Source organism: Massilia sp. YIM B02769, assembly GCF_030411995.1.
GTDB lineage: Bacteria > Pseudomonadota > Gammaproteobacteria > Burkholderiales > Burkholderiaceae_D > Telluria.
This window is the reverse complement of record NZ_JASNRC010000002.1, coordinates 260,919-286,745: the sequence shown is the minus strand read 5'-3', so window position 1 is coordinate 286,745 and position 25,827 is coordinate 260,919. Positions and strand designations below refer to the sequence as shown.

Here is a 25,827-nt window from a genome sequence, read left to right as displayed (position 1 = left end):
GAAGCCCGGAGGCTTCCCTTTCATGCCTTGCAATGAAGCAAAGGCTTATTGGCGCGTATCGACCTGGATCAGCGGCTCGTCGACCGGCGCCACGACCGGCTTGCGGGCACGGCCGAGGCGGACCGGGGCGGCTGCCGCGGCAGCGGCTTCCTGGGCTGCACGCAGCTTGGCAGGATCGGTCGCAGCCAGGGTCAGGCCGGCGCTGCCGAGCATCTCGTCGAGATTGCCCGACGCGGCTGCAGGTGCAGGTGCAGGTGCAACCGCGGCCTGGGCCGGTGCCGGCTCGGCTTTCAGCGGCGCGGCAACCGGCGCGGCAACTGGTGCCGGTTCAGCGACAGCCGGGGCAGGAGCGGCCGGGGCAGCAGCAGGTTCGGCAACCGGTGCAACAGCTGGTGCGGCCAAAGGTGCAGCCACCACGGGTACATCGGCAATGGCAACAGGCTCGGTCGCCGGTGCAACTGGCTCGACAGCCGGCTGCGCCTGGCGTGGCGCCATCGATGCCGCGGTCGGGAAGAACCAGGCGTCGGCGGTCGGCGCCTGCACCGCAGGTGCGGCGGCCTCAGCCGAAGCAGCGGCAGGAGCAGCGGCAGAAGCAGGAGCAGCGGCAGCCGGCGCGGCTTTCGCCGCAGCCTTGGCCTGGGCGGCCGCTACCGAAGCAGCGGTCGGGAAGGGCCATGGCGCCTGTTTGTCCTGCTTCGGTGCACGCGGCTTGCGGCCCGATTTCTCGGCGGCAGCGGCGGCTTGCACCTTGGCGGCTTCTTCGTCGGCAACCGGGGTGAATGCCGGGGTGCCGTCGTGCTCGCCGTGTTCGCCCGCTTCCATGCCTTCGGCCTGGTCGCGGTCGCGGCGGTTGCGGTTGCGGCCACCGCGGCGGCGGCGGCGGCGCGGCTCGTCGCCGCCTTCGGCATCGAGTTCCTCGCCGTTAGGGCCGGTCGAGACCACGGCTTTCACCGCGTGATCGAGCTGGTCGCCGTGCGGCGTGGTGGTCGACAGTTCGCTCACCGGCGTCGGGATCGCCTCGACCGCGTTCAGTTCCTCGGCCTTGGTTTCCACCGGCTGGCTGCGTTCGCCACGCTCGCGCGGCTGGCGCGGTGCGCGTTCCTGGCGCTCGCCGCGTTCGGCGCGTTCCTGGCGTTCGCCACGCTCGGCGCGTGGAGCCGCAGTCGTACCTGCGGCGGCGGCCTGGGCCGTATCGAGCTGCTCGCGCGGCTCACGCGGTGCGCGCGGTTCGCGGGCTTCACGCGGCGGACGCGGTGGGCGCGGCGCTTTTTCTTCGCGTTCGGCCTTGGCGGTCTCGTCGACGCCAGGCTTGGCGCTCAGGTCGCGTTCATCACGTTCGCGGCCGGGCTTGCCGTTGCGGCCATTGCGGGCACGCGGGCCACGGCCATTGCGGTCGCCGTTGCGTTCCGACTGGGCAGGAGCGGCAGGCTTGACCGGCTCGACCGGCGCCGGCGGCGGGGCGACAGGTTCCGGTGCGCCGAAGAAGAAGCTCTTCAGCTTGGCCATGAAGCCGACCGGGGCCGGGGCAACAGGTGCGGCCACGACCGGCGGTTCGACCGGCTTGGCAGGTTTTACAGGCTCGCTGCGGTCGACCACCGGGGCCGGCTGGGCCGGGGTGATGCTCTTGACCACGGCTTCCTGGCGCGGCTTGGCTTCTTCCTTCTGGCGCTTGCTGTAGGCCATGTCGGTTTCGGCGGTCTCGGCCAGGGTGTAGCTGGCGGCGGCGTCTTCCAGGCGCGGATCGTCGTGCTTGATGCGCTCGAGCTTGTAGTGCGGGGTGTCGAGGTGCTTGTTCGGCACCAGGATCACGGTGATGCGGTGGCGGTTCTCGATCTTCAGGACTTCGCCGCGCTTCTCGTTCAGCAGGAACGCCGCGACGTCGACCGGCACCTGGACGTGGATGGTGGCCGAGTTTTCCTTCATGGCCTCTTCCTGGATGATGCGCAGGACTTGCAGGGCCGAGGATTCGGTATCGCGGATGTGGCCGGTGCCCGAGCAGCGCGGGCAAGTCACGTGCGAGCCTTCCGACAGCGAAGGACGCAGGCGCTGGCGCGACAGTTCCATCAGGCCGAACCGGGAAATCTTGCCCATCTGCACGCGAGCGCGGTCGTGGTGCAGCGCATCCTTCAGGCGCTGCTCGACTTCGCGCTGGTTCTTCGCCACTTCCATGTCGATGAAGTCGATGACGATCAAGCCGCCCAGGTCGCGCAGGCGCAGCTGGCGGGCAACCTCATCGGCCGCTTCGCAGTTGGTGTTGAAGGCGGTGGTCTCGATGTCCGAGCCGCGCGTGGCGCGCGCCGAGTTGACGTCGATGGAGACCAGGGCTTCGGTGTGGTCGATGACGATCGCGCCGCCCGATGGCAGCGGCACGGTGCGCGCGTAGGCGGTTTCGATCTGGTGTTCGATCTGGAAACGCGAGAACAGCGGCACGTCGTCGCTGTAGCGCTTCACGCGGTGCGCCATGTCGGGCATCACGTGGCTCATGAACTGCTGGGCCTGGTCGTAGATCTCGTCGGTGTCGATCAGGACTTCGCCGATGTCAGGCTGGAAATAATCGCGGATCGCGCGGATGACCAGCGACGACTCTTGATAGATCAGGAAAGGACCGGCGGCCGATTTGCCGGCGCCTTCGATGGCGCGCCACAGCTGCATCAGGTAGTTCAGGTCCCACTGCAGTTCTTCGACGTTGCGGCCGATGCCGGCGGTGCGGGCAATCACCGACATGCCGGTTGGCAGGTCGAGCTTGTCCATGGTTTCGCGCAGTTCCTGGCGCTCTTCACCTTCCACACGGCGCGACACGCCGCCGCCGCGCGGGTTGTTCGGCATCAGCACCAGGTAGCGGCCGGCCAGCGAGATGAAGGAGGTGAGGGCGGCGCCTTTGTTGCCGCGTTCCTCTTTCTCGACCTGGACCATGATTTCCTGGCCTTCGCGCAGGGCTTCCTTGATCGAGCAGTTACGCACGTCGACGCCGTCACGGAAATAAGTGCGGGCAACTTCTTTGAAGGGGAGGAAGCCGTGGCGGTCTTCGCCGTAGGAAACGAAGCAGGCTTCGAGGGAGGGTTCGATGCGGGTGATGACACCCTTGTAGATATTCGACTTGCGCTGTTCGCGTCCGGCCGTTTCGATATCGATGTCGATCAGTTTCTGGCCATCGACGATCGCTACGCGCAGCTCCTCTTGCTGCGTAGCGTTAAACAACATACGTTTCATTTTTATAAACTCCGCGGCCCGTGGGCCGTGCCAGGCCGCCTTGCCAGGGCGGCCAAAGTACAGGGACATACGCGGGAGGGGAGAGCTGGAGGAGGGGGTGTATGCCCGGGCGTGGGGGCCGGCAACGCAACAGGCGTCGCTGCCGCCACAGGGCGCGAATGGGGTCGATCGTCATGCCGAGGGCACGCCGCAACTGTAGCTGTACCCGGGCCGCTTCAGGAGCGGCGCAACAGAGTCAGCCAGGCGGTGCGCGCAACAACCAGCCAAACCGTGCCAGCTTACATACCAAGACTACGATCTACAGGCGATAAAATCAGCCTTCTTCTCCAGCCTTACGGATGAGGCTTACATCGGGTCGGGCGAACGACAAGCGTTATCGACACCATCAACCGGCGAGCCCGCTTAACAACAGGCTTGCCGGTACTTATCCTTACAGTTCCAAACAATCCAATCCGGCACTCCTGCGCGTGATCCGATTACAACTGCGGTGCAACCCTGATCCACGCAGGAATGTGCGTACACGTTTTTTCCATCGAATTTGCATGCCAGCGGGGCCGATGGAACGCGCCCCTGTGTAAAATATCGTTTTAATTCTTACACCTGCAGAGGTTTCACCGCCGCCTGTCGATTATATATTCAAAATGAAGGACTTAGAGAGAATTTCTGGGAAGACAGGGCAAATGAAGATGCAAAACGGTGTTGTTCCCCCTTCATCACAGGCATTGGCAGCAAGTTTCGTCACGATTACCGAAGAAGAAGCCGGTCAGCGCATCGATAATTACCTGCTGCGCGTGTGCAAGGGCGTTCCGAAGAGCCATATTTACCGCATCCTGCGCTCGGGCGAGGTGCGGGTCAACAAGGGCCGGATCGACCAGCTGTATCGCCTGGAAGCGGGCGACCTGGTGCGTATCCCGCCAATCCGCGTCGCCGAAAAGGCCAGCACGGCCCCGGTGCCGGGCGCCGAATTCCGCATCGTGCACGAAGACAGCCACCTGCTGGTGATCGACAAGCCGGCCGGCGTGGCCGTGCACGGCGGCTCGGGCGTGTCCTACGGCGTGATCGAGCAACTGCGCGCGGCGCGGCCCGATGCCAAGTTCCTGGAGCTGGTGCACCGCCTCGACCGCGAAACCTCGGGCTTGCTGCTGCTGGCCAAGAAGCGCTCGGCACTGACCAATTTGCACGAGCAGATGCGCGACGGCCATACGGATAAACGCTACCTGGCCGCCGTGACGGGCGACTGGGTGAACAAGCGCCAGCACGTGAAGTTGCCGCTGCATAAATACAGCACGCCGGATGGCGAGCGCCGCGTGGTGGTGCAGGCCGGCGGCATGGAGTCGCATACGGTGTTCAGCCTGCTGCGCAAGTGGCCCGGGTTTGCCTTGCTGGAAGCCGAATTGAAGACCGGGCGTACCCACCAGATCCGCGTTCATCTGGCTTCGTCCGGCTTCCCCATCCTTGGTGACGAGAAGTACGGCGATTTCGCACTCAACAAGCAGCTGCAGAAAGCCACGGAAACACGCGGTGCACTGCGCCGCATGTTCCTGCACGCCTACAAGATCACCTTCACGCACCCGGATACCGGCGCGAAGATGACCTTGCAGGCGCCGCTGCCTGCCGAGTGCGACCGTTTCTTGGTAAGCTTGGGGCAGCCGCTGAACTAATCTCAATATACGGAACACAGGAGCCGGCCCGGCCGGAAGCAATGCCAAGAAAGCAATTTGATCTGATCGTGTTCGACTGGGACGGCACGCTGATGGACAGCACGGCCGCCATCGTCAAGTGCATCCAGGCGGCCGCGCGCGATGTCGGCTTGCCGGTGCCGAGCGACGAAGCCGCCTCGCACGTCATCGGACTGGCCCTGCCCGAAGCGATGCAGGTGGCGGTGCCCGACATGGAGCCGGCCATGTACCCGCGCATGGTCGAGCGCTACCGCTACCATTTCCTGACGAAGGACCACGAACTCGTCCTGTTCAAGGGCGTTCGCGAGATGTTGAGCGAACTTTCGCAACAGGGCTACTTCCTGGCCGTGGCCACGGGCAAGAGCCGCGTCGGCCTGAACCGGGCCCTGAACGCGGCGGGCCTGCTGTCGATGTTTGACGCCACCCGTTGTGCTGACGAAACGTTTTCCAAGCCGCATCCGGCCATGCTGCAGGAACTGACGCGCGAACTCGGCCAGGACATGCGCCGCACCGTGATGATCGGCGACACCACCCACGACTTGCTGATGGCAAACAACGCCGGGGCGGCCGGCATCGCGGTCGAGTACGGCGCCCATCCGGTCGACCAGCTGCTGGCCTGCCACCCGGTGTTTTCCGCCAGGACCGCAGTCGAGCTGCACGCCTGGCTGGCCGAGAACGCATGATGGACGTGGTCATCTGCGATTCGGCGGCGCTGGTCGATGGCGGGCAGGGCGTGCGTTTTCCGGTTGTCGCCTTTGGCGACCCGGCCACCGGCTTCGTGGTGCGCTTCGGCGGCAAGGCGTATGCTTACCTGAACCGCTGCGCCCACGTCCCCACCGAACTCGACTGGGTGCAAGGCCAGTTCTTCGAGTCGAGCGGCGAATATTTGATGTGCGCCACGCACGGCGCCGTCTACCGTCCCGAGACCGGGCTCTGCGCCGGCGGGCCTTGCCGCGGCGCGCGCCTGCGGGCGATCGCGGTGCGCGAGGCCGACGGCAAGGTGCTGTGGCAACCCGACGAACGGATCGCCGCCCCGGTATGATGGGATAGAACGCAGCACGCCCTTAACTTTACCTACTGCTTATGAGCGACAACTTCAGGAACGATGACGAAAGCCGGCTGGCAGCGAACCCGACCGCAAGCAACTGGGAACGCGAGACCCTCGAGAAGCTCGTCTTCGCCACCATCAAGGAGCGGCGTGCGGCGCGGCGCTGGAGCATCTTCTTCCGGCTCGCCTTTCTCACGGTGCTGATTGTCGGCCTCTGGACCTACCTCGGCCTGAGCTTCGGCAGCGACGACGAAAACCTGGGCCGCCATACGGCGCTCATCGAAATTAACGGCGAGATCGAGGCAGAAGGCAGCGGTTCGGCCGATAATGTGATTCCTTCGCTGAACAAGGCCTTTTCCGACGCCGGCTCGGCCGCGGTGGTGCTGCGCATCGACAGCCCCGGCGGCAGCCCGGTCCAGGCCGGCATCATCGTCGACGAGATCCGGCGCCTGAAGAAGGGTTACCCGGACAAGCCGTTGTACGTGGTGGTCGACGAGATCTGCGCTTCCGGCGGCTATTACATTGCCGCGGCGGCCGACAAGATCTATGTCAACAAGGCCAGCATCGTCGGCTCGGTGGGTGTGCTGATGGACAGCTTCGGCTTTACCGGCACCATGGAAAAACTCGGTGTCGAGCGGCGCCTGATGACGGCCGGCGCCAACAAGGGCTTCCTCGACCCCTTCAGCCCGCAATCGGAAAAGCACCGGGAACACGCCCAGGAAATGCTGAACGAAATCCACCAGCAATTCATCTCGGTGGTGCGCGCCGGACGTGGCGCGCGCCTGAAGGAAACCCCGGAAACCTTCTCCGGGCTGTACTGGACCGGCGCCAAGGCGGTGGACATGGGCCTGGCCGACGGCTTCGGCACCGTCGACACGGTGGCGCGCGACATCGTGAAGGCCGAGGACATCGTCGACTACACGGCCCACGAAGGCTTGCCGGAACGGGTGCTGAAGAAATTCGGCGCCTCGGTGGGCTCCGGCGCCGTCAAGGCCATGTCGCACACGGTGCTGCCGCAGCTGAAATGATCAGCAACACTTAAGCAAGCTGGAGAAGGTAAGCTGCGCTGATCGTGTTCAATTGATCCTTGAAAGTTCCGCGAAGTGTCCTATAGTGGACTTCGTGGTTCTTTCCAGGGAGGGCGACCAATAACAAGTGCCAACCTGTTCGCACAGTTTCATCTGTTGACGCGCGCACCGCATGCTTGCGGTAATTGAGAGAATTCAATTCCTCACACTACCTGTCCTCCAGGGGAAGTGAAAACGACGGTGCAAACCGTCGTTTTCTTTTGCGGAGGACGAAAGCCGGCGCTCAGGCAGGGGTATCGTCGGACACGACCGGCTGTGGCAGGGGAGCCCCGTCGTCATGCTGGACGAAGCCGCCGGCTTCCAGCCAGGCCTGGAAGTCGCGCTGGGCGCGGCCGAACCAGGCGGCGCGCAAGGGCGCATTGGTCTGCCCATGCAAGTGGGGAACATTGCCGCCGCGGGTCCAGCGCGCTAACGCCAGGCGGGTCGGGAACATGACCGTGTGCGACCGGGCCAGCGACAGGCGCATGGCTTTCACCGAGGCCGGGGAGAGTGGTGGGCGCGTATCCAGGGTTGGTTTAACGGTTTGCATCGTGTAATCCTCTTAATAACCTGCCATTTATTCCTACCGCATCCCTCATCAATTCTGCTGGTTGCGTTAGGCCGATTCCTAATGGAGTTGAAGTCTATCAACCGTTGGTCTGCTCCGATTGATCTAGCGCAAACGAGCGCATCATCTCTGTCCACGCGGTAATAGCTATCAGCCTTCACCGAGCATGGGCCATCTGGTACAGTCTCGCCCATGAGTAAATTATCCCTGGACCGTATCCTGCAATCGCAGGGTTTCGGCACCCGCAAGTACTGCCGCGCCCTGATCGAAGACGGCGACGTCGCCGTGAATGGCGTCATCGAAGACAACTACAAGGCCACGATCGACACCGCCGGCCTGGTCCTGACCGTATTCGACGAGGAATGGGTCTACCGCGAACACGTGTACATCGCGCTGTACAAGCCCGCGAATTTCGAATGCTCGCGCAAACCCAGCCACCATCCGGGCGTGCTGACCCTGCTGCCGGAACAGTTCGGCTGGCGCGAAGTGCAGCCGGTCGGCCGCCTCGACCACGACACCACCGGCCTGCTGCTGATGTCGGACGACGGGCCCTTCATCCACGCCCAGTCCTCGCCCAAGCGCCATGTGCCGAAGATCTACCAGGCCACCACGGCCGAGCCGGTCACGCCTGAACTGGTCGAGCAATTGCTCAGCGGCGTACAGCTGCACGACGAACCGGCGCCCCTGAAAGCCGTGTCCTGCGTGCAGCGCGGCGAGCACCAATTGGAAATCGTGCTCGAGCAGGGCAAGTACCACCAGGTCAAGCGCATGCTGGCCGCCGCCGGCAACCATTGCAGCGCGCTGCACCGTTCGGCGATCGGCGGGCTGACGCTGGAAGCGCTGGGCTTGAAGGAAGGGGAGTGGTGCTTCCTGGAGGGGGCGCAGCTGGATTTGCTGGTGCCTGGGGTGTGATGCGGGGGTGGTGCCGGATGGGGTAGCGGTAACGCGGGGGTGGTGCTGGATGGGGCCGCGGTGGCGCGGACGTGGGTTGAACGCGTGGGCGGCGCACACGCAGCGTTTGTTCTCGCGGTCGGGCATAGCCGACCACCCTACCGTTTAAACGTGCGACAACAAAGCTGATCTTCTTGCAAACTTGTATTGACTCGCGTCAGACCGTGGTCGGCGCGAGCGTGTGCCGGCGGACGCGACGACACCTTTTTGCAACCGCTTATTGTCGCCCCTTTGCTCCAGATGCCGCTTTCCTACCGTCCCCTCCTGCTCACGCTGCCCCTGATCTGCGCCGCCGGCGCCCACGCGCAAGACGCCCCGAAAGTCATTGCCGACTGCGCCAACATCGGGGACAACACCGCGCGCCTCGCCTGTTTCGACACCCTGGCCGCGACCCCGGCCCCGCGCACCGAGGCGGCGGTGGTGGTCAATCCCGTCGACGGCACGCCGGCCGCCACCGTGCCGGTGGTCACCGCCCAGCCGTCGGCCGAGAGCAGCGCCAAGTTCAGCCAGCTCGACCACTGGGAACTCGACGGTGCTTACCAGCGCGGCGTCTTCAAGTTCCGCCCGCACCATGCAAGCTACCTGATCGCCACCCGCAGCTACCGCACGAACGATGCGCCGTATGCGCCTTACCGCGAACTGAACGACGACGCGGATCTGTCGAAGGCCGAACTGGCTTTCCAGCTGAGCTTCAAGATGAAGATGATCGAGGGTGCCTTCGGCAAGCCGGTCGACCTCTGGTTCGGCTATACCCAGAACAGCTTCTGGCAGGCAGCGAACAGCAAGGCATCCAGCCCGTTCCGCGAAACCAACTACCAGCCCGAGATCATGGCGATCACGCCGCTGGCAATCAACCTGGGCGGCGTCGATTTGCGTTTCGCGGGCCTGGGTTTCGTGCACCAGTCGAACGGCCAGTCGGGCTCGCTGTCGCGCAGCTGGAACCGCCTGTATGCCCAGCTGGGCGTGGAAAAGGACGGCTTCTCGGCCACCGCGCGCCTCTGGAAGCGCCTGAACGAAAGCGACGACGACAATCCGGACATCGTCGACTACATGGGCCGCGGCGACCTGGCCCTGGCCTACCGTCGCGACGGCCACATCTATTCGTCGACGCTGCGCTATAACTTCCACACCGACAAGGGCGCGATCCAGGCCGGCTGGGCCTTCCCGCTGGCAGGCAACCTGAAGGGTTACGCCCAGGCCTTTGCCGGCTATGGCCAGAGCCTGATCGACTACAATTACTTCCAGCGGTCGATCGGTTTCGGGGTGCTCGGCACCTTCTGACCGCGCTTCAGGAGGAAGGGTGCACTACAATGGCGCACCCTCATTTTCCTGACCGCCAATGAAACTTGCGACCATCCACGATGGCAGCCGCGACGGCCAGCTGGCCGTCGTGTCGCGCGATTTGAAGAGCGCGCACATGGCCGACGCCATCGCGCCGACGCTGCAGGCCGCCCTCGACGACTGGGCCTTCATCGCGCCCCAGCTCGACAGCCTGTACACCCAGCTGAACCGGGGCGAAACGCGCCGCGCCTTCGATTTCGAGCCGCAGCGCTGCATGGCGCCGCTGCCGCGCGCCTATGGGTGGGTCCAGGGAGCGGCCTACCTGCATCACGTGGAACTGCTGCTGCGCGCGCGCAACGCCGACATGCCGGAATCCTTGCGCGACGATCCCCTGATGGTCCAGGGCGGCAGCGACGCTTTCCTCGGCCCGCACGACGATATCCTGCTGGCGCACGAGGAATGGGGCATCGATTTCGGGGCCGGCCTCGCCGTCATCGTCGACGACGTGCCGATGGGCGCCACGCCCGACGAGGCGCACGGCAGGATCCGCCTGCTCATGCTGGCCAACGACGTGTCGCTGCGCAACTTGATTCCGGCCGAGCTGGCCAAGGGCGGCGGCTTCCTGCAATCGAAGCCGGCCGCCGGCTTTGCCCCGGTGGCGGTCACGCCGGACGAGCTGGGCGAGGCCTGGCGCGGCGGCAAGGTCCACGGGGCGCTGCGCTCGACCTGGAACGGCCACCTCGTCGGCCAGCCGGATGCCGGCGTCGACATGGCCTTCAATTTCCCGCAACTGATCGCGCACCTGTGCAAGAGCCGCAGGGCACGCGCCGGCACGGTCGTCGGCGCGGGCACGGTGTCGAACCGCCCCACGGGCAAGGCCAAGGCGTCGGCCGGTTACGGCTGCATCGCCGAGCAGCGAGCCCTGGAAACGGCGGCCGATGGCGCGCCGAGCACCCCCTTCATGCGTTTCGGCGATACCATCCGCATCGAGATGCTGGACGAAGGCGGCAAGCCGGTGTTCGGCGCCATCGAGCAGACCGTGCGCAAGGCCTGAGCCTGGCGTTCAGGGCCGCGCCGGCCCGTCCCAGAAAGCGTCGCCCGCCGCCGCGCCCTTCAGGTCGACCTCGATCGGCCTGGCCACCCGGCGCAGCGTCTGCGACAGGCGCAGGCTGCCGTCGGGCGCATGCACCCGGAACCAGAGCAGGGCCACGCCGGACAGGCGCAGCTTTTGCCCGGTGAACAAATTGTCGCGCACGATGCTCATGCCTTCCAGGCGCAAATCGAAGTCCAGCACCGGGGCGCCGGCGGTGCGGCCGGCGTAGCCGAGATAGCGAGCCGTGTTGTAGAGCGGACTGCGCTCGCCGGTTTCGCCGGCCCTCAAGGATTCGATGAAGGCGTCAACTGTCTTCAGCGCCGCGCCGGCCGCCCCGGCCACGGCGCTCAGTTCCTTCTTGTCCTCGCCTTTGGCCGCATCGGCCAGCTTTTGCAGCTGGGCGATGCGGTTGGCATAGTCGGCGCGGTGGCCGGCCAGCGTACGCACGCGCCCAAGCAGGCGTTCGTGCTGGGCAAGGTCGAGTTCGCCCAGGTAGCCGCTGCCGAGGCCGGCCAGCTGCGCGGGGCAGGTGCTGGCAAGCGCGCTGAGGAAGAGGGCGCGCGCCCCTTCGCCATACGCCATCGCGCTGGCACTGGCGTCGGTCTTGAACAGCGAGGCGGTATCGGCGCCGGCGCGCACCAGGGCCGGCACCACGGTCAGCGCGGTCGTCACGCTGGCCAGCACCGCGCCGGGCGGCGTGTGGGCGTCGATATAGGCCTGCATTTCCTTGTTCCGGCGCGACATTTCCTCGCCCATGCGCACAAGGGTGTCGTTCACGGTGCGCGCCGCCAGCCCCCCCTGGCTAGCGAGCGGATCGTGAACCACCAGCTGTTCGCCGGCGGGCAGGGCGGCGCACACTTCGGCAGCCAGCGTGCGTGCCAGGTCGAAGGCGCGCACCAGGCCGGCGGCGCCGAACTGGCGCGTCTCGACGCTGCCGGCCAAGGCGCGCACGTTTGCATCGGGCAACTGGGCCAGCAGGGCGGCGCGCTCGGCCTCGAGCCTGGCCTGGCGCGCCTCGGCTTCGCGCTGGGCAGCCACGGCCTCACTGGCTTCTGCAGACGCCGCGGCAATCCACAGTTCCAGCGCATGCTGCGTCGCATCGAGCGCGGCTTGCGTCACCTGGGCCGCTGTTGGCGCCGGCGCCAGCCCCATCAGCAATGCCGTGCAGAAAATCAGTTGAATTCGCGGAAATGGCATCGCTTACACCTGTGGTTTGAATGTGTTACGAGTTGTAAAAGTCAGCGGTAGAACGTGGCAGAAATACATCATAAATGTAACAAAGTGTCGGGGAATATGAGGAAAATTGAAGAGAACATTTTTTGCCGAAAATCAAGTTTAATCTTAATAAAAATAAATTCTAAGTAAAATCAAGGACTTGAATGTTGCATAGGGACGTCATTTAACGGTTACAACGACAAAACACGATTGCCGGACCGTGTGGGCTTTCTCTGGAGAAATGAGTTAGAATCCGCCAGTTATCTAAGTGTCATCGTGGATCGATTGGAAACTCATTTCATAGTCTCTGAAGTCGGCTTGACGGTATCGCTGGTCTTCTCGCTGGTACTCGTTGCGACGACGCGCTGGCATGGCCGGTTTACGCTGGATGCAACGCGCGGCGTGCAGAAGTTCCACAGCGCACCGACGCCGCGGATCGGCGGCCTGGCGATCATGCTCGGCCTGTTCGTGGCCTGCGCCCTGTCGTCCGACGCCCAGCAAGCCCTGTTCGCGCCGCTGCTGCTGGCGTCGCTCCCGGCTTTCCTGTTCGGCATGGCCGAAGACCTGACGCGCCGCGTCTCGATCGGCATGCGCCTGTTCGCCACCATGGCCAGCGGCGTGCTGTGCTGGCTGCTGACCGACGTGCACATCCTCGAGACTGGCATCGATCCGCTCGACACGGCCCTGGCCTGGCTGCCGCTGTCGGTCCTGTTCACCGCCTTTGCGGTGGGCGGCGTGGCGAACGCCGTGAACATCATCGACGGTTTCAATGGCCTGGCCAGCGGCACCGTGATCATCGGCCTGGTCGCCCTCGGCTTCATTGCCGACGGCTGCGGCGACGCCGAGCTGGCGCGCCTGTGCTTCCTGGTCTGCGCCGTGACGGCCGGCTTCTTCCTGGTGAATTTCCCGTTCGGCAAGCTGTTCCTGGGCGACGGCGGCGCCTACCTGCTCGGCTTCCTGCTGTCCTGGCTGTCGGTAATGCTGGTCTACCGCAATCCCGGCATTTCGCCCTGGGCGCCGCTGCTGGCCTGCGCCTACCCGGTGTTCGAGACCGTGTTCACCATCGCGCGCCGCCTGTGGTGCCGCCGCCATCCCGGCCAGCCGGACAGCTGCCACCTGCACAGCCTGGTCAAGATCGCGATCACCGGCCGTTATTTCCGCTTCCTCAGCGCTTCGCTGCGCAATGCCTGCGTCTCGCCGTTCTCGTGGGCGATCGCCGCGGTGCCGGCCGTGCTGGCGGTGCGCTTCGCCGAGGACGGCGCGGCGCTGCTGCCGGCCACCGCGGCCAGCTTCGCCCTCTACCTCGGTTTCTACTGGTACGTGGCCCACGCCGCCCGTGCGCGCCGCCGCCGCGCCATGCGCAACGGGGCGCGCGTGGCCCTGCCGGCGCTGGCGCCGGAACCCGAGCCGGTCCAGTCCTGACGCCGAAATACCCCTGTTTCTCCTCCCTGTTCCCTCTATGGTTATAGGGCAACAACGGCGATAATCCCACCCTGCATATAGGCGACCAGGGGAGCAGGGCATGGCGGAAGACAGCGACGCAGAGAAGACAGAAGACGCATCGCCCAGAAAACTACAGAAGGCACGCGAAGAAGGCGACATTCCGCGCTCGCGCGAACTGGCGACCTTTGCCGTCCTGATGACGGCCGGCGCCGGCCTCTGGATCACCGGCGGCAGCCTGATCGGCCGCCTGCAAAGCGCGCTCGAATCCGGCCTGACGCTCGACCGCGAGCAAATCCAGAACCCCACCGTTTTGCTTGAGCGCATCGCCAACGACGTCGGCGGCGTGCTGCTGGCCTGCCTGCCGCTGGCCTTTGCCATCATGCTGGTTGCGCTCGCCGCGCCGATGATGATCGGCGGCTTCAATTTCAGCGCCAAAGCCTTCATGCCGAACTTCATGAAGCTGAACCCGATCGCGGGTATCGGCAACATGGTGTCGACGAATTCCCTGATCGAACTATTAAAGGCCATCGCCAAGACCCTGGTGGTGGGCGCCGTGGCCTGGATCGTGATCCGCAGCGAGACCGATGCGGTGCTCGGCCTGGCGGTCGAGCCGGTCGGCACCGCGACCGGCCACCTGGGCGACCTGATCGCGCACACCTTCCTGTACATCGTCGGCGCGCTGGGCGTGATCGCCCTGATCGACGGGCCTTACCAGATTTGGCATTACAACAATAAACACAAGATGACGCGCCAGGAAATGATTCAAGAATCGAAAGAATCCGACGGCAATCCTCAGATTAAAGGGAAGATTCGCCAGATGCAGCGGCAAATGGCGCGCAACCGCATGATGCAAAATGTTCCTACTGCAGATGTGGTCGTGACCAACCCGACCCATTACGCGGTGGCGCTGAAGTACACCGACGGCCAGGCCGGCGCGCCGCGTGTGGTGGCCAAGGGCGTCGACGAAGTGGCCGCCAAGATCCGCGAGCTGGCGCGCGAGAACAAGGTGGCCCTGCTGGAAGCGCCGGCCCTGGCCCGTGCCCTGTACAAGCATACCGAGATCGATGACGAGATCCCGGAAACGCTGTACTCGGCGGTGGCGGAAGTGCTGGCGTATGTCTTCCAGGTGCGTAACTTCAAGGCCGGCGGCCATTACCCGGATCGCCCGACCAGGCTGCAAGTGCCGCCGGAGATGGACCCGCTGAACCCGGCATCGCAGAAGAAACCCGAATCTAATCAATAAGGAAGCATTCGATGAATAGTTTGAGACTGCCAGCATGGCTGACCGGCTTGGGCGCACGGGGCAACGCCCTGGCTGCGCCGATCCTGATCATCCTGCTGTTGGCCATGATGATCCTGCCCTTGCCGGCATTCGTCCTCGACCTGTTCTTCAGCTTCAACATCGCCCTGTCGGTGATCGTGCTGCTGACCGCGCTGTACACGGTCAAGCCGCTCGACTTCATGGCTTTCCCGGCGATCCTGCTGGTGTCGACCATGCTGCGCCTGTCGCTGAACGTGGCCTCGACCCGTATTGTCCTGACCGAAGGCCACACCGGCGGCGCCGCGGCCGGCAAGGTCATCGAGGCCTTCGGCCACTTCCTGATCGGCGGCAACTACACTGTCGGTATCGTGGTGTTCGTGATTCTCACCATCATTAACTTCACCGTCGTCACCAAGGGTGCGGGCCGTATCGCCGAGGTCGGCGCACGCTTCGCCCTGGACGCGATGCCGGGCAAGCAGATGGCGATCGACGCCGACCTGAACGCCGGCATGATCGGCGAAGCCGAGGCGCGCAAGCGCCGTGCCGAAGTCGGCCAGGAAGCCGAGTTCTACGGCGCGATGGACGGTGCCTCGAAGTACGTCAAGGGTGACGCCGTCGCCGGCATCATGGTGACCCTGATCAACGTGATCGGCGGCCTGATCGTCGGCGTGGTGATGCACGACCTGCCGGTCGGCGAAGCGGCCAAGACCTACACCCTGCTGGCCATCGGTGACGGCCTGGTGGCCCAGATCCCGTCGCTGATCATCTCGATCGCGGCCGGTATGGTGGTGTCGCGCGTTGCCAACGACCAGGACATCGGCGGCCAGATGGTGGGCCAGCTGTTCGCCAAGCCGGAAGTGCTGTACATCACCGGCTTCATCATCGGCGGCCTGGGTCTGATCCCGGGCATGCCGAACCTGGTGTTCCTGCTGCTGGCCGGTTCGCTGATCGGCTCGGGCTACCTGCTGGCCAAGCGCGCCAAGAACGCACCGCAGCGCGAAGCCGAAGCGGCGGCCGAAGAAGCATCGACCAACGCCAGCAAGGCGGCGTCCAGCGAGACCGAAGAAGCGACCTGGCAAGACATCATGCCGGTCGACACCCTGGGCCTGGAAGTGGGCTACCGCCTGATTCCGCTGGTCGACAAGACGCAGGGCGGCGAGCTGCTCAAGCGCATCAAGGGCATCCGCAAGAAGTTCGCCCAGGAAGTCGGCTTCCTGGCGCCGCCGGTGCACATCCGCGACAACCTGGAACTGAAACCGTCGAGCTACCGCATCACCCTGAAGGGCGTGGAAGTGGGCACCGGCGAAGCGATCAACGGCCAGTTCCTGGCGATCAACCCGGGCATGGCCAGCGGCACGCTGCCGGGCCAGGCGACGACCGATCCGGCCTTCGGCCTGCCGGCGGTGTGGATCGAAGCCAGCCTGCGCGACGAAGCGCAGAACCTGGGCTATACCGTGGTCGACGCCGGTACCGTTGTCGCCACCCACCTGAACCACCTGATCACGACGCATGCGTCGGAACTGCTGGGCCGCATGGAAGTGCAGGCGCTGCTGGATCACCTCGGCAAGGAATCGCCGAAGCTGGTGGAAGACCTGGTGCCGAAAGTGGTGTCGCTGTCGACGCTGCAGAAAGTGTTGCAGAATCTCTTGATCGAAGGCGTGCACATCCGCGACATGCGCACCATCATCGAGACCCTGTCCGAGCATGCCGGCCAGACGCAGGACCCGAACGACTTGACCGCGCTGGTGCGTATCGCCCTGGGCCGTGCGATCGTGCAGCAGCTGTTCCCGGGCACCAACGAGTTGTCGGTGATGACCCTGGACAACCGCCTCGAGCGTCTGCTGATGCAGGCCCTGGGTGCGGGCGGCGACGGCACCGGCATCGAGCCGGGCCTGGCCGATACGATTGCCCAGCAGGCGTATAACGCCTCGCAGCAGCAGGAAGCCATGGGGCACACCCCGGTGCTGCTGGTGCCGGGTCCGCTGCGCGTGCTGCTGTCGCGCTTCCTGCGCCGCGCGTTGCCGCAGTTGAAGGTATTGTCGCATTCGGAGATTCCGGAGACCAAGACGATTCGGGTGACCAGCCTGGTGGGTGCGCAGTAATCGTGTCGAAATGGCGTCGGTGTGGAACCGGCGCCATTTTTTTGGTGTTTGAACGTTGGGCGGATGTGGTGTTTTTGCGCCACGGGGCCCGTCGGCGTGCCGTTATTGGTGTGCATGATCCGCGTGGGCACGTCATTGATGCCCCGGCATCAATGACCCCACCGTACGGGAAATAGCCCGATATGTATGCATCACCCCGGTAAATAACCGTAAGGTGGGCACCCCGTGCCCACGCGTTTCGTGCGTATCCATGGGCCTGGAACCACGCGAATTCGCCCGCCAGCTCCTCCCTCGGCTACGTGCCCAAAAACCCTCCCCCGAGAAATAACCCCTTTTTCCCCGCTTTCTCACCAGATGCTTGCTTCACGGCATCGTCAATAATCTCATTCGTGGACAGGCGCTATGCCTTTCGTTGAAATTGAATGCAGTGTGTGCGGAGAAAAAGATGAATGTGAAGAAATTTACAGCGGCAACCTCTCGTGAAGCCTTGCGCAAGGTGCGCGACGCGCTCGGGCCGGATGCCGTCATCCTCTCGAACCGGCCCGTCGATGGCGTGGTCGAGATTCTCGCGTTGGACAACGACGACGTCGCGTCGCTGGCGTCGCCGGCGCCGGAATCGGAAATGGCCCAGCCGCAGCCGCGCCTGGCCCTCGATGCCTTCGAGCCGGAAGCACCAAGCTTCGTCAACCGCCGCGGCGCCGCCCCGGCCGTGGCCCCGGAACACGTGTTCGCCCGCCGCGCCGCCCAGCCCGAGCCGGAGTTCGCGCCCGCTTTCGCCCAGCGCATGCCTGAGCCGGCCGCCGCACCGGTCGCGCCGGCCTTCGACATGGCCGCCATGACCAAGATGATGGAAACCGCCATCTCGCAAGCCAAGGAATCGGCCGCCGCCGAAATGACCGGCATGATGAGCGAACTGCGCGCCATGCGCGGCATGATGGAAAGCCAGTTGGCCGAAATGTCCTGGGGCAGCACCCAGCAGCGCGAACCGCAAAAGGCGACCGTGCTGCGCGAGATGCTGGCTGCCGGTTTCTCGGCCTCGCTGTCGCGCTACCTGATCGACAAGCTGCCGGCCAACAAGGATGCCGCCGAAGCGATGCGCTGGATCAAGACCGTGCTGGCCCGTAACCTGACGACCATGGCGGACGAGGATTCGCTGCTGGACCAGGGCGGCGTGTTTGCCCTGGTCGGCCCGACCGGCGTCGGGAAGACCACGACCACCGCCAAGCTGGCCGCGCGCTGCGTGATGCGCCATGGCGCCGACAAGCTGGCCCTGATCACCACCGATGCCTACCGTATCGGCGGCCACGAGCAGCTGCGCATCTACGGCAAGATCCTGGGCGTGATGGTGCACTCGGTGAAGGACGAAGCCGACCTGCGCATCGCCCTGAAAGAACTGAAGAACAAGCACACCGTGCTGATCGACACCATCGGCATGTCGCAGCGCGACCAGATGGTGACCGAACAGGTGGCGATGCTGGCCGGCGCCGGCGCCGACGTGAAGCGCCTGCTGTGCCTGAATGCGACCTCGACCAACGAAACGCTGAACGAAGTCGTGCGTGCCTACTCGGGCAGCGGCCTGCATGGCTGCATCATGACCAAGCTCGACGAGGCCGCCTCGATCGGCAACGTGCTCGACGTGATGATCCGCAACAAGCTGAACCTGCACTACATCTCGAACGGCCAGCGCGTGCCGGAAGACCTGCACCTGGCCGACCGCGCCATGCTGGTCGACCGCGCCTTCCGCAGCCGCCGCGATGCCGCCAGCCAGTTCGACGACGCCGACCTGCCGGTCCTGATGGCCGGCACCGGCAACCTGAAGAACGACAGCGGCCTGCGCGGGGTGCACCTTGGCTAGTTTCGACTTCGACCAGGCCGAGGGCCTGCGCCGGATGCTGGCCGGCCCGAAACCGCGTCTCGTGACTTTCCTCTCGGCCACGCCGGGCGACGAGAAGGGCGCGATGCTGGTGAACCTGGGCGCGTCGCTGGTCCAGGCCGGCAATGACGTGATGATCGTCGACGCCTGCCAGCGCGAACGCGGCGTGGCGCGCGCACTGGAAATGGAACGCCATGTCAGCCTGCTGCAGGTGGCGCGCCAGGAATGCGCGCTGAACCAGGTGGTGCAGCACGCGCCCCAGGGTTTCCAGGTAGCGACCCTGGTGCGCGACGGCGTGGCCCCGCAAGCCGGCAGCGATGAAGCGCGGCGCCTGGCGAAAGCCTTCGATGTGCTGGTGAAAGGGCAGGGCGGCATCGTGATCGTCGACGGCGAACTCGGGCGCGACGGCAGCTTCGCGGTCCCGATGCTGGCCGAGTCGGAAATCGTGGTGCAGGTGTCCACCAGCGCCACCTCGATCACCAACGCCTACACGCTGATCAAGCGCCTGGCCCAGGAATTCGGACGCCGTCCGTTCGGCATCCTGGTCACCGGGGCGAGCGAGGCGGAGGCCGGGATTGTTTACGATAATATGTCACAAGCGGCAAGCCGTTACCTGGCAGTAACGTTGACGTCGATGGGCTCGGTGCCGGCGGACGAATACCTGCACCGCGCGGCGCGGCTTGGACGGTCCGTGGTGGACGCGTTCCCGATGGCCGGGGCCTCGGTGGCGTTCCGCCAGCTGGCCGGGCGCTTCGCCATGGCGCGCCAGGGCGGCTTCGGCTCCAGATTCGGCTCTTAAGAAAAAGCACAAGCATGTATACCGTCAAAGGGAAAGCGGACAAGAACCATTTGCTCGCCCAGCATCAACCGCTGGTCAAGCGCCTGGCGCACCAGATGAAGGCCAAGCTGCCGCCGTCGGTCGAGGTCGATGACCTGATCCAGGCCGGCATGATGGGCCTGCTGGACGCCATCAACCGCTACGAGGACAACCACGGCGCCCAGTTCGAAACCTATGCCGTGCTGCGCATCCGCGGCGCGATGGTCGACGAACTGCGCGCCAACGACTGGATGCCGCGCAGCACCCGCCAGAACATGAAGAAAGTGGAATCCGCCATGACCGCTCTGCAGCAGCGCCTGGGCCGCGCGCCGACCGAACTCGAGGTTGCCAAGTCGCTCGACATTCCGCTCGAGGACTACCAGGAAATGCTGTTCGAAGGCGGCGGCCACCAGCTGGTCTACTACGAGGATTTTCACGATGACGACGGCAACGACAGCTTCCTCGACCGCTATGCCGTCGATGAGGACGACCCGCTGCGCGCGCTGCTCGACACCGACTTCCGCTCGGCCGTGATCGAGGCCATCGACGGCCTGCCGCCGCGCGAGAAAATCCTGATGGGCCTGTACTACGAAGAGGAACTGAACCTGAAGGAAATCGGCGCCGTGCTCGGCGTGTCCGAGTCGCGCGTGTCGCAACTCCATACACAAGCGGTGGCGCGCCTGCGTGCGTCGCTGCGGGAGAGACTGTGGACTTCGCCAGCCTGATCGGCCTGGCGCTGGCGCTGGCCGGCCTGTTGGTCGGGCACACGCTCGACGGCGGCCGCTTTGCGTCACTCATCCAGCCGGCGGCGTTTGCCATCGTCGTGGTCGGCACCTTCGGCGCGGTGCTGCTGCAATCGGAATCGACAACCTTCCGGCGCGGCATGGCGATGCTGCGCTGGGTGTTCTTCCCGCCGAAAAGCGGACGCCAGCCGCTGGCGCAGGCGATTGCCCTCTGGAGCCTGTCGGCACGCCGCGACGGGCTCTTGTCGCTGGAACAGTACATGGGCACGAAGGATGTGTTCGTGCAGAAGGGCCTGCGCCTGGTGGTCGACGGCATCCACCCGGACAAGCTGCGCAACCTGCTGGAAACCGAGATCAACGCCTTTGAGTTCGGCGAGCGCCAGGCGGCGCGCATCTGGGAGTCCGCTGCCGGCTATGCGCCGACCATCGGCATCCTGGGCGCGGTGCTGGGCCTGATCCACGTGATGGAAAATCTGTCGGATCCGTCGCGCCTGGGCTCGGGGATCGCGGTGGCGTTTGTCTCGACCGTGTACGGTGTCGGACTAGCCAATCTGTTTTTCCTGCCGGTGGGGAACAAGCTGAAGGCAATCGTCACGGACCAGGTGGCGCAGTACGAAATCCTGCTGGAAGTCTTCCACGACCTCGCCACCGGCAACCATACCCGCGTGGTGGAAGAGCGCGTGGCCAGCCTGCTGGCGAAGCGCTGAGCCGACGATGGCGCGCAAACGCTACGACGAGAACGGCAACCATGGCCATGGCGCCGGCGCCGGCGACAATGGGGACCGCTGGCTGATTTCCTACGCCGACTTCATCACCCTGCTGTTCGCCTTTTTCGTCGTGATGTACGCGATTTCCGTGGTTAACGAAGGCAAGTACAAGGTGCTGTCGGATGCGCTCGGCAGCGCCTTTGGCGGCCAGCCGGAAACCCCGCAGGCCAGCAGCGCCATCGACGCCTTGCCGCTGAGCGGCATCATCGCCCGCAAGCGCGCCGAAGCCGCCAGGCGCGAGCGCGAACGCATGAACACCCTGGCGCGCGACCTCAACAATTCCCTGATGCCCCTGATCCAGGCCGGCAAGGTGCGCGTGGTGCAGACCGGGCGCGGCGTCAGCGTCGAGATCAACGCCAGCATCCTGTTTGCCGAAGGGCAGGCCGCGCTCGGCGAGGAATCGCGCGCGACGCTCGGCACCGTGGCGGGTTTGCTGAAGAACGATCCGCATGCGATCGAGGTCGAGGGGCATACCGACAATCTGCCGATTGCCAGCCCGCTGTTCCCGTCGAACTGGGAATTGTCGACCGTGCGCGCCAGCAGCGTGGTGCGGCTGTTCATCGACAACGGGATTGCCCCGGCCAGGCTGACGGCCATCGGCCGTGGCGCCAACCTGCCGGTGGCGCCGAACGACAACGAAGAGGGCCGGGCGCGCAACCGGCGCGTTGCCATCACCATCCTCACTGCCGTTCCCGAAGCGGCCAATCCGCTCCCAGGCTAGCGTGAAATATTATTTCATTGCAGCCACCTGCTTGAAATAATATTTCACTGTGTCGGCGGCGTCACTGTCCGCCCCTCTCCTTTCCAGCTTCATCCTCCCGCATCCCGCGCCAGCGTCCTGGCGGCTCGCTTGCACCAACCGTTCCAGTTTTTGTTGCGTTAAAAAGCGTGTATTTCTCCATGCTATTTGCGTGCGCAATTCTATCGAATATTCACAAGACACTGAATTATCGAGGAAATTTCTATTTCCATGTATCACAAATGTTGTGTCTGGCACAAGGCTCCGGTGTGCAAAAATCGTTCTAAATTTGAGTAGTAAAAATGCCAGCTGTTATTTCCGGCCGGATAAAAAGACGCTACTATGTCGAGTTGTTGAAGCTAGGAATTTTTTCTCCCAATCAATTAGTGAGGCTCTGACGATTCCGCCTGTGCTGTTGAGTCCAGGCTGGTATAGCGGGTTTTCTCGACGTAATAGAGTGCAAAGATGGAATTGAAAACTGCGGGTGAGTGGTCGCTGTCTTCCGGTGTCTGGGAACTCGACATGGACCGGCCCGGCCTCGAGCTGAAACGCACCGCGCTGGGTTATCCGGTGTCGTCGCGCCTGTCGCGCGAGGTCCTCGGCGCGCTGATGCAGGCCAGCGCCTTGCCGCGCGACGGGTCGCTGCATTTTCCTCCCGAATTCAGGTTCAGCCCGCTCAGCGGCGAACAGCTGCGCGGCGCCCGGCCGGCCGACAAGGACGAGGCCTGGGTCGCCCCGCATGGCGCCGCGCCGCACACCGGCCAAAGCGGCCGCGTCCTGGCCGGCCTGCGCCAGAGCGCGCGTCCGCTGGCGCTGGCGCGCGCACGCCGCCACGATCCCGAGGCCGAGCCGGATGCCGCGCTGCCCCTGCCGCCGCCCGGCGACTACGAATTCTTTTCCGCTTCCTTCGGCAGCCTCGATGCGGTCCTGCTGGCGCTCGATCCGCGCAAGGGCACCCTGTTCGGCTGGGTAGCCGGCGTCGACGAATGGGTCGAGCTGGAAAACGGCAAGCCGCTGCTGCTGAGCGAAACGGCCTTGCCGCGCGGCGCCTGGCGCGCCGAGCTGGCGCATGGTTTCCACAGCCGCCTCTACCTGCCGACCGAGCGCGGCCTGGCCTGCGTCACGCCCGACATCGCCGCCCTGGTCTACGAGGTGGACTATGCCGGCGACGGCCCGGCGGTGGGCGCCCCGGTCGGCTTCGACGGCCGCGTCTGGGCCCCGTGCCGCGAGGCCGGCAAGCTGGTCTTCATCGGCGTCGATCCGGCCGGCGGCGCCGCCCTGCGTCTGGCGCTGCCCGCCGGCATCGAGCCGGGCGAGATCAGCGCGCCGGTGTCCCAGGGCCGGGTCGCCTTCTGGCCTTGCGCCGGCGGCCAGCTGCGCCTGCACAAGCAGGTCAGCGGCGAGGTGCTCGCCGCCTTCCTTCCCTGGCCGGCCGGCATCGCGCCGCAATTCCAGTTCGGCAGCCCCTACCTGGCGCTCGACGGCGCCCTGTGGCAGATCTGCTTCGACAACGCCAGCCAGCAGTACACCTACCTGAAGCTGGGCACCGACGGCGTCGAGCAGGCGCCCGCGTCCTCGCCGCGCCTGTGCTCGGGCAGCTACACCTACCGTTTTTCTACCCGCTTCACCGACGAACCCTGGAACGATCCGGAGCAGGGCGACGACAGCACGCCGAGCGAAGTGATCGTTCCCCTGGTCGAGTCGCCGGCCACGAAGAGCGCGATCGGCTTGAGAATCGAAAGCCACGAAGCGCTCGAGACCCTGCTGGCCTCGAACGAGAAGCTGCGCGCCGAGCTGGTGGTCGACGACGCCAGCGCGACCACCGGCTTCCACACCATCGCCGTGGCCCAGCCCTGGCGCCTGCGCCTGTTCCGGCATGGCGGGCGTTTGTGGGCCTACCACCCGCTGCTGAAATCGATCGCCGGCTGGGACCTCGCATGAAGCCATTCATCGTAGCGCTGGCCGCCGTGGCGGCCCTGTGCGCGGGCTCCGCCGCGCGCGCCGCCGACATCCAGCACGCCTTCCTGGTCCAGAACTCGGGCTGGATGGAACCCTTCTATGTCGACCCCGCGTCCCGGCTCAAGCCGCTGGTCGGCGCGGTGGCCCAGGCCGCCAGCCGGCCCTCGGAAAAGGTGTTCACACTGGCCTTTAGCCAGAGCAACGGCAAGAACCAGTCGCCGCTGCTGCTGGGCGAAAACCAGGGCGGCGCGGGCGCTGGCGCCGGCGTGAATGCGCGCCTGGCCACGCTCGGGCTGGCGCGCAAGGGCGAGGGCGCGGCCCTGGCCGACACCGACTTCCAGGAAGCGGTGACGCGCACCATCACCGGCCCGTTCCAGTCGCGTCCCGGCATCGTCTGGATCTTCACCAACAACAAGAACAGCCCGAACAACGACCAGCAGACGGCCGAGCGCAACCGCGACTTCTACCGCCTGCTGCACCTCGAGCCCTCGATCCGCAAGACCGTGGTGTTCCCGCTGAAGATGCCGGTGCAGGGCAAGCGCTACCAGGCGCGCGGCCTGATGGTGTACGCGCTGGCCTATGGCCAGCCGGCCGCCGACGCGCTCGACCGCATCCTGGCCGAAGGCCGCCTGAAGCAAGTGCTGACACGCGCGCCGGCGCGCCTGAAACCGGTGGATGCCGACGCCGTGCGCATCGTCCCGCGCGCGGTCGGCAACAGCGGCGCGGTGAAGACCAGCCTCGGCGCCGACGGCCGCACCGTCGTGCTCGACGTCGACGCGGCGGCGCTGGTGCCGCGCATCACCCTCGATGCCTCGCTGCAGAATCTGTTCTATCCCTACGTGATCGAGCGTGCCGAAGTGAAGGCGGCGCTCGGCGCGGGCGGCCGGCGCACGGCGCTCGAGGTCAGCCCGGCCACCGTGTCCGGCCTGCAGCCGGCCGCCAGCCAGGCGGTGCGGGTGCGCTTCGACCTGCCGGTCGAGCAGATTCCGTCGGCCTGGTCGGCCCAGGCGATCGCCGCGATGGGCAAGCAGGTGCTGCTGCCGATGCGCGCCGAGATCGGCCTGGCCGGCCAGCGCCTGGTGCTGGCCGACAGCTTCGCCGACGAGCTGCGCGAACTGTTCCCGGGCGACCCGATTTCCGAAGTCTTCACGCCGCCCGAGACGGTGCGCGCCTCGACGGCCCGGGTGCCGCTGCTGGTGCGCGTGCAGTATCCGCTGCTGCCGGTGTTCGTCATCGTCGGCGCCGTGCTGGCGCTGCTGGGCGGCCTGCTGGCCCTGGGCCTGGTGTCGCGCCGCAGCACGCGCTATCCGGTCAAGGTCGACGGCGTGGCGCGCCAGGTCCTGCTCAAGCCCTTCCAGCAACTGGCGCTGCTCGACGCCGACGGCAACCCGGCCGGCATCGTCAAGCGCGGCCTGGGCCGCCCGGCGGTGCTGAAGGTCGAGGACGGCCACACGATCGCGCTCGGCTGATTTTTCGCTTCACCCCCATACGACAACAACAGCCCTTCATTCCACTGAAAGAGACCAACATGGCACAGGAAAACAAAGACAACGCCGGCTTCAGCCTGCCCGATCCATCCGCTCCGGCAGCGCCGGCCGCCCCCGACGCGGTGTCCACACCGGAGGCCGGCACGGCCGCCACCGGCTTCGAGACCCAGCCGGCCGCCGCCCTGGCGGCCGAGAACACCGGCTCGCGCGACCTGCTGATCGGCGGCGCCATCCTGCTGGTGCTGTTCATCGTCTTCTTCCTGGCCAAGAACGCCTATGCCAACGGCCTGGTGGCGAAGAAGCTCCCGCCGAACAAGGCGAATGCCTCGGCCTGGTGGCTGTTCACCTTCCTGGCCAGCGCCGCCACCGGCGTCGTGCTGGCCGGCGTGAACGCCTCGCGCTTCATGGCGCCGGTCATCGTCGGCCCGATCGCGGTGGTGGCCCTGGCTTCGCTGGTGCTGACCTTCACCGCCAGCCGCAAATAAGCCGCAGATAAGCAGCAAACAAGCACGCACCAGCCCGCA

The 25,827-nt window shown here is 65.5% G+C and carries 21 protein-coding genes; 18 read left to right on the top strand and 3 right to left on the bottom strand.

Features of this window, described 5'->3' with window-relative positions; translation table 11 throughout:
• Positions 1-45: 45 nt before the first annotated feature.
• Positions 46-3,210: an Rne/Rng family ribonuclease gene (locus QPK31_RS04030; protein WP_290421663.1), complete on the bottom strand. Its 3,165-nt coding sequence runs from the start codon at positions 3,208-3,210 to the stop codon at positions 46-48.
• A 680-nt stretch (positions 3,211-3,890) separates the two neighbouring features.
• On the opposite strand from QPK31_RS04030, the gene QPK31_RS04025 reads away from it, so the two are divergent.
• Genes QPK31_RS04025 through QPK31_RS04010 form a run of 4 tightly spaced genes read left to right on the top strand, consistent with a single transcriptional unit; the run spans position 3,891 to position 6,965 of the window.
• Entirely contained in the window at positions 3,891-4,871 is a 981-nt protein-coding gene (locus tag QPK31_RS04025; protein ID WP_290421662.1) for an RluA family pseudouridine synthase, read from the top strand.
• 41 nt (positions 4,872-4,912) lie between these two features.
• Positions 4,913-5,572 (top strand): HAD-IIIA family hydrolase, encoded by a 660-nt coding sequence (locus QPK31_RS04020; protein ID WP_290421661.1) that lies wholly within the window; start codon positions 4,913-4,915, stop codon positions 5,570-5,572.
• Positions 5,569-5,931, top strand: a complete 363-nt coding sequence (locus QPK31_RS04015) for a Rieske 2Fe-2S domain-containing protein (RefSeq protein ID WP_290421660.1) — start codon at positions 5,569-5,571, stop codon at positions 5,929-5,931. Before QPK31_RS04020 ends, QPK31_RS04015 begins: the two co-directional genes overlap by 4 nt.
• A gap of 41 nt (positions 5,932-5,972) precedes the next feature.
• Entirely contained in the window at positions 5,973-6,965 is a 993-nt protein-coding gene (locus tag QPK31_RS04010; RefSeq protein ID WP_290421659.1) for a S49 family peptidase, read from the top strand.
• Positions 6,966-7,248: 283 nt separating this feature from the next.
• Here QPK31_RS04010 and QPK31_RS04005 read toward each other — a convergent pair whose 3' ends face one another.
• Complete coding sequence (locus tag QPK31_RS04005; protein ID WP_290421658.1) at positions 7,249-7,554, bottom strand: hypothetical protein; 306 nt, start codon at positions 7,552-7,554, stop codon at positions 7,249-7,251.
• A gap of 210 nt (positions 7,555-7,764) precedes the next feature.
• Between QPK31_RS04005 and QPK31_RS04000 the strand changes: the two genes are divergently transcribed.
• The 3 genes from QPK31_RS04000 (at position 7,765) to QPK31_RS03990 (ending at position 10,858) form a co-directional block, all read left to right on the top strand.
• Positions 7,765-8,484: a pseudouridine synthase gene (locus QPK31_RS04000; RefSeq protein WP_290421657.1), complete on the top strand. Its 720-nt coding sequence runs from the start codon at positions 7,765-7,767 to the stop codon at positions 8,482-8,484.
• Between the two features lie 279 nt (positions 8,485-8,763).
• Complete coding sequence (locus QPK31_RS03995) at positions 8,764-9,804, top strand: phospholipase A (protein ID WP_290421656.1); 1,041 nt, start codon at positions 8,764-8,766, stop codon at positions 9,802-9,804.
• Positions 9,805-9,862: 58 nt separating this feature from the next.
• Positions 9,863-10,858, top strand: coding sequence for a fumarylacetoacetate hydrolase family protein (locus QPK31_RS03990; RefSeq protein WP_290421655.1), 996 nt, complete (start codon positions 9,863-9,865; stop codon positions 10,856-10,858).
• A 9-nt stretch (positions 10,859-10,867) separates the two neighbouring features.
• Here QPK31_RS03990 and QPK31_RS03985 read toward each other — a convergent pair whose 3' ends face one another.
• On the bottom strand, positions 10,868-12,094 hold the full coding sequence (locus QPK31_RS03985) for a hypothetical protein (protein ID WP_290421654.1): 1,227 nt from the start codon (positions 12,092-12,094) through the stop codon (positions 10,868-10,870).
• Between the two features lie 336 nt (positions 12,095-12,430).
• Between QPK31_RS03985 and QPK31_RS03980 the strand changes: the two genes are divergently transcribed.
• The 11 genes from QPK31_RS03980 (at position 12,431) to QPK31_RS03930 (ending at position 25,788) form a co-directional block, all read left to right on the top strand.
• Positions 12,431-13,534, top strand: coding sequence for a glycosyltransferase (locus QPK31_RS03980; RefSeq protein WP_290421653.1), 1,104 nt, complete (start codon positions 12,431-12,433; stop codon positions 13,532-13,534).
• A 100-nt stretch (positions 13,535-13,634) separates the two neighbouring features.
• Positions 13,635-14,798, top strand: coding sequence for a flagellar biosynthesis protein FlhB (gene flhB, locus QPK31_RS03975; RefSeq protein WP_290421652.1), 1,164 nt, complete (start codon positions 13,635-13,637; stop codon positions 14,796-14,798).
• A gap of 11 nt (positions 14,799-14,809) precedes the next feature.
• Positions 14,810-16,918, top strand: coding sequence for a flagellar biosynthesis protein FlhA (gene flhA / locus QPK31_RS03970; RefSeq protein WP_290421651.1), 2,109 nt, complete (start codon positions 14,810-14,812; stop codon positions 16,916-16,918).
• 445 nt (positions 16,919-17,363) lie between these two features.
• On the top strand, positions 17,364-18,773 hold the full coding sequence (gene flhF / locus QPK31_RS03965; RefSeq protein WP_290421650.1) for a flagellar biosynthesis protein FlhF: 1,410 nt from the start codon (positions 17,364-17,366) through the stop codon (positions 18,771-18,773).
• Positions 18,766-19,590 (top strand): antiactivator of flagellar biosynthesis FleN protein, encoded by an 825-nt coding sequence (locus QPK31_RS03960; RefSeq protein ID WP_290421649.1) that lies wholly within the window; start codon positions 18,766-18,768, stop codon positions 19,588-19,590. The genes flhF and QPK31_RS03960 overlap by 8 nt, the downstream gene beginning before the upstream one ends.
• 14 nt (positions 19,591-19,604) lie before the next feature.
• Positions 19,605-20,333, top strand: a complete 729-nt coding sequence (locus tag QPK31_RS03955; protein WP_290421648.1) for an RNA polymerase sigma factor FliA — start codon at positions 19,605-19,607, stop codon at positions 20,331-20,333.
• Positions 20,315-21,058, top strand: coding sequence for a flagellar motor protein (locus tag QPK31_RS03950; RefSeq protein ID WP_290421647.1), 744 nt, complete (start codon positions 20,315-20,317; stop codon positions 21,056-21,058). Before QPK31_RS03955 ends, QPK31_RS03950 begins: the two co-directional genes overlap by 19 nt.
• A 7-nt stretch (positions 21,059-21,065) precedes the next feature.
• Positions 21,066-21,839: a flagellar motor protein MotD gene (gene motD, locus QPK31_RS03945; RefSeq protein ID WP_290421646.1), complete on the top strand. Its 774-nt coding sequence runs from the start codon at positions 21,066-21,068 to the stop codon at positions 21,837-21,839.
• A gap of 483 nt (positions 21,840-22,322) precedes the next feature.
• Positions 22,323-23,798 carry a hypothetical protein gene (locus QPK31_RS03940; protein WP_290421645.1) on the top strand — a complete coding sequence of 492 codons (1,476 nt, stop codon included), beginning with the start codon at positions 22,323-22,325 and terminating at the stop codon, positions 23,796-23,798.
• Positions 23,795-25,285, top strand: a complete 1,491-nt coding sequence (locus tag QPK31_RS03935) for a hypothetical protein (protein ID WP_290421644.1) — start codon at positions 23,795-23,797, stop codon at positions 25,283-25,285. The genes QPK31_RS03940 and QPK31_RS03935 overlap by 4 nt, the downstream gene beginning before the upstream one ends.
• A 59-nt stretch (positions 25,286-25,344) precedes the next feature.
• Positions 25,345-25,788 carry a hypothetical protein gene (locus QPK31_RS03930; protein ID WP_290421643.1) on the top strand — a complete coding sequence of 148 codons (444 nt, stop codon included), beginning with the start codon at positions 25,345-25,347 and terminating at the stop codon, positions 25,786-25,788.
• The last annotated feature ends 39 nt before the right edge of the window (positions 25,789-25,827 follow it).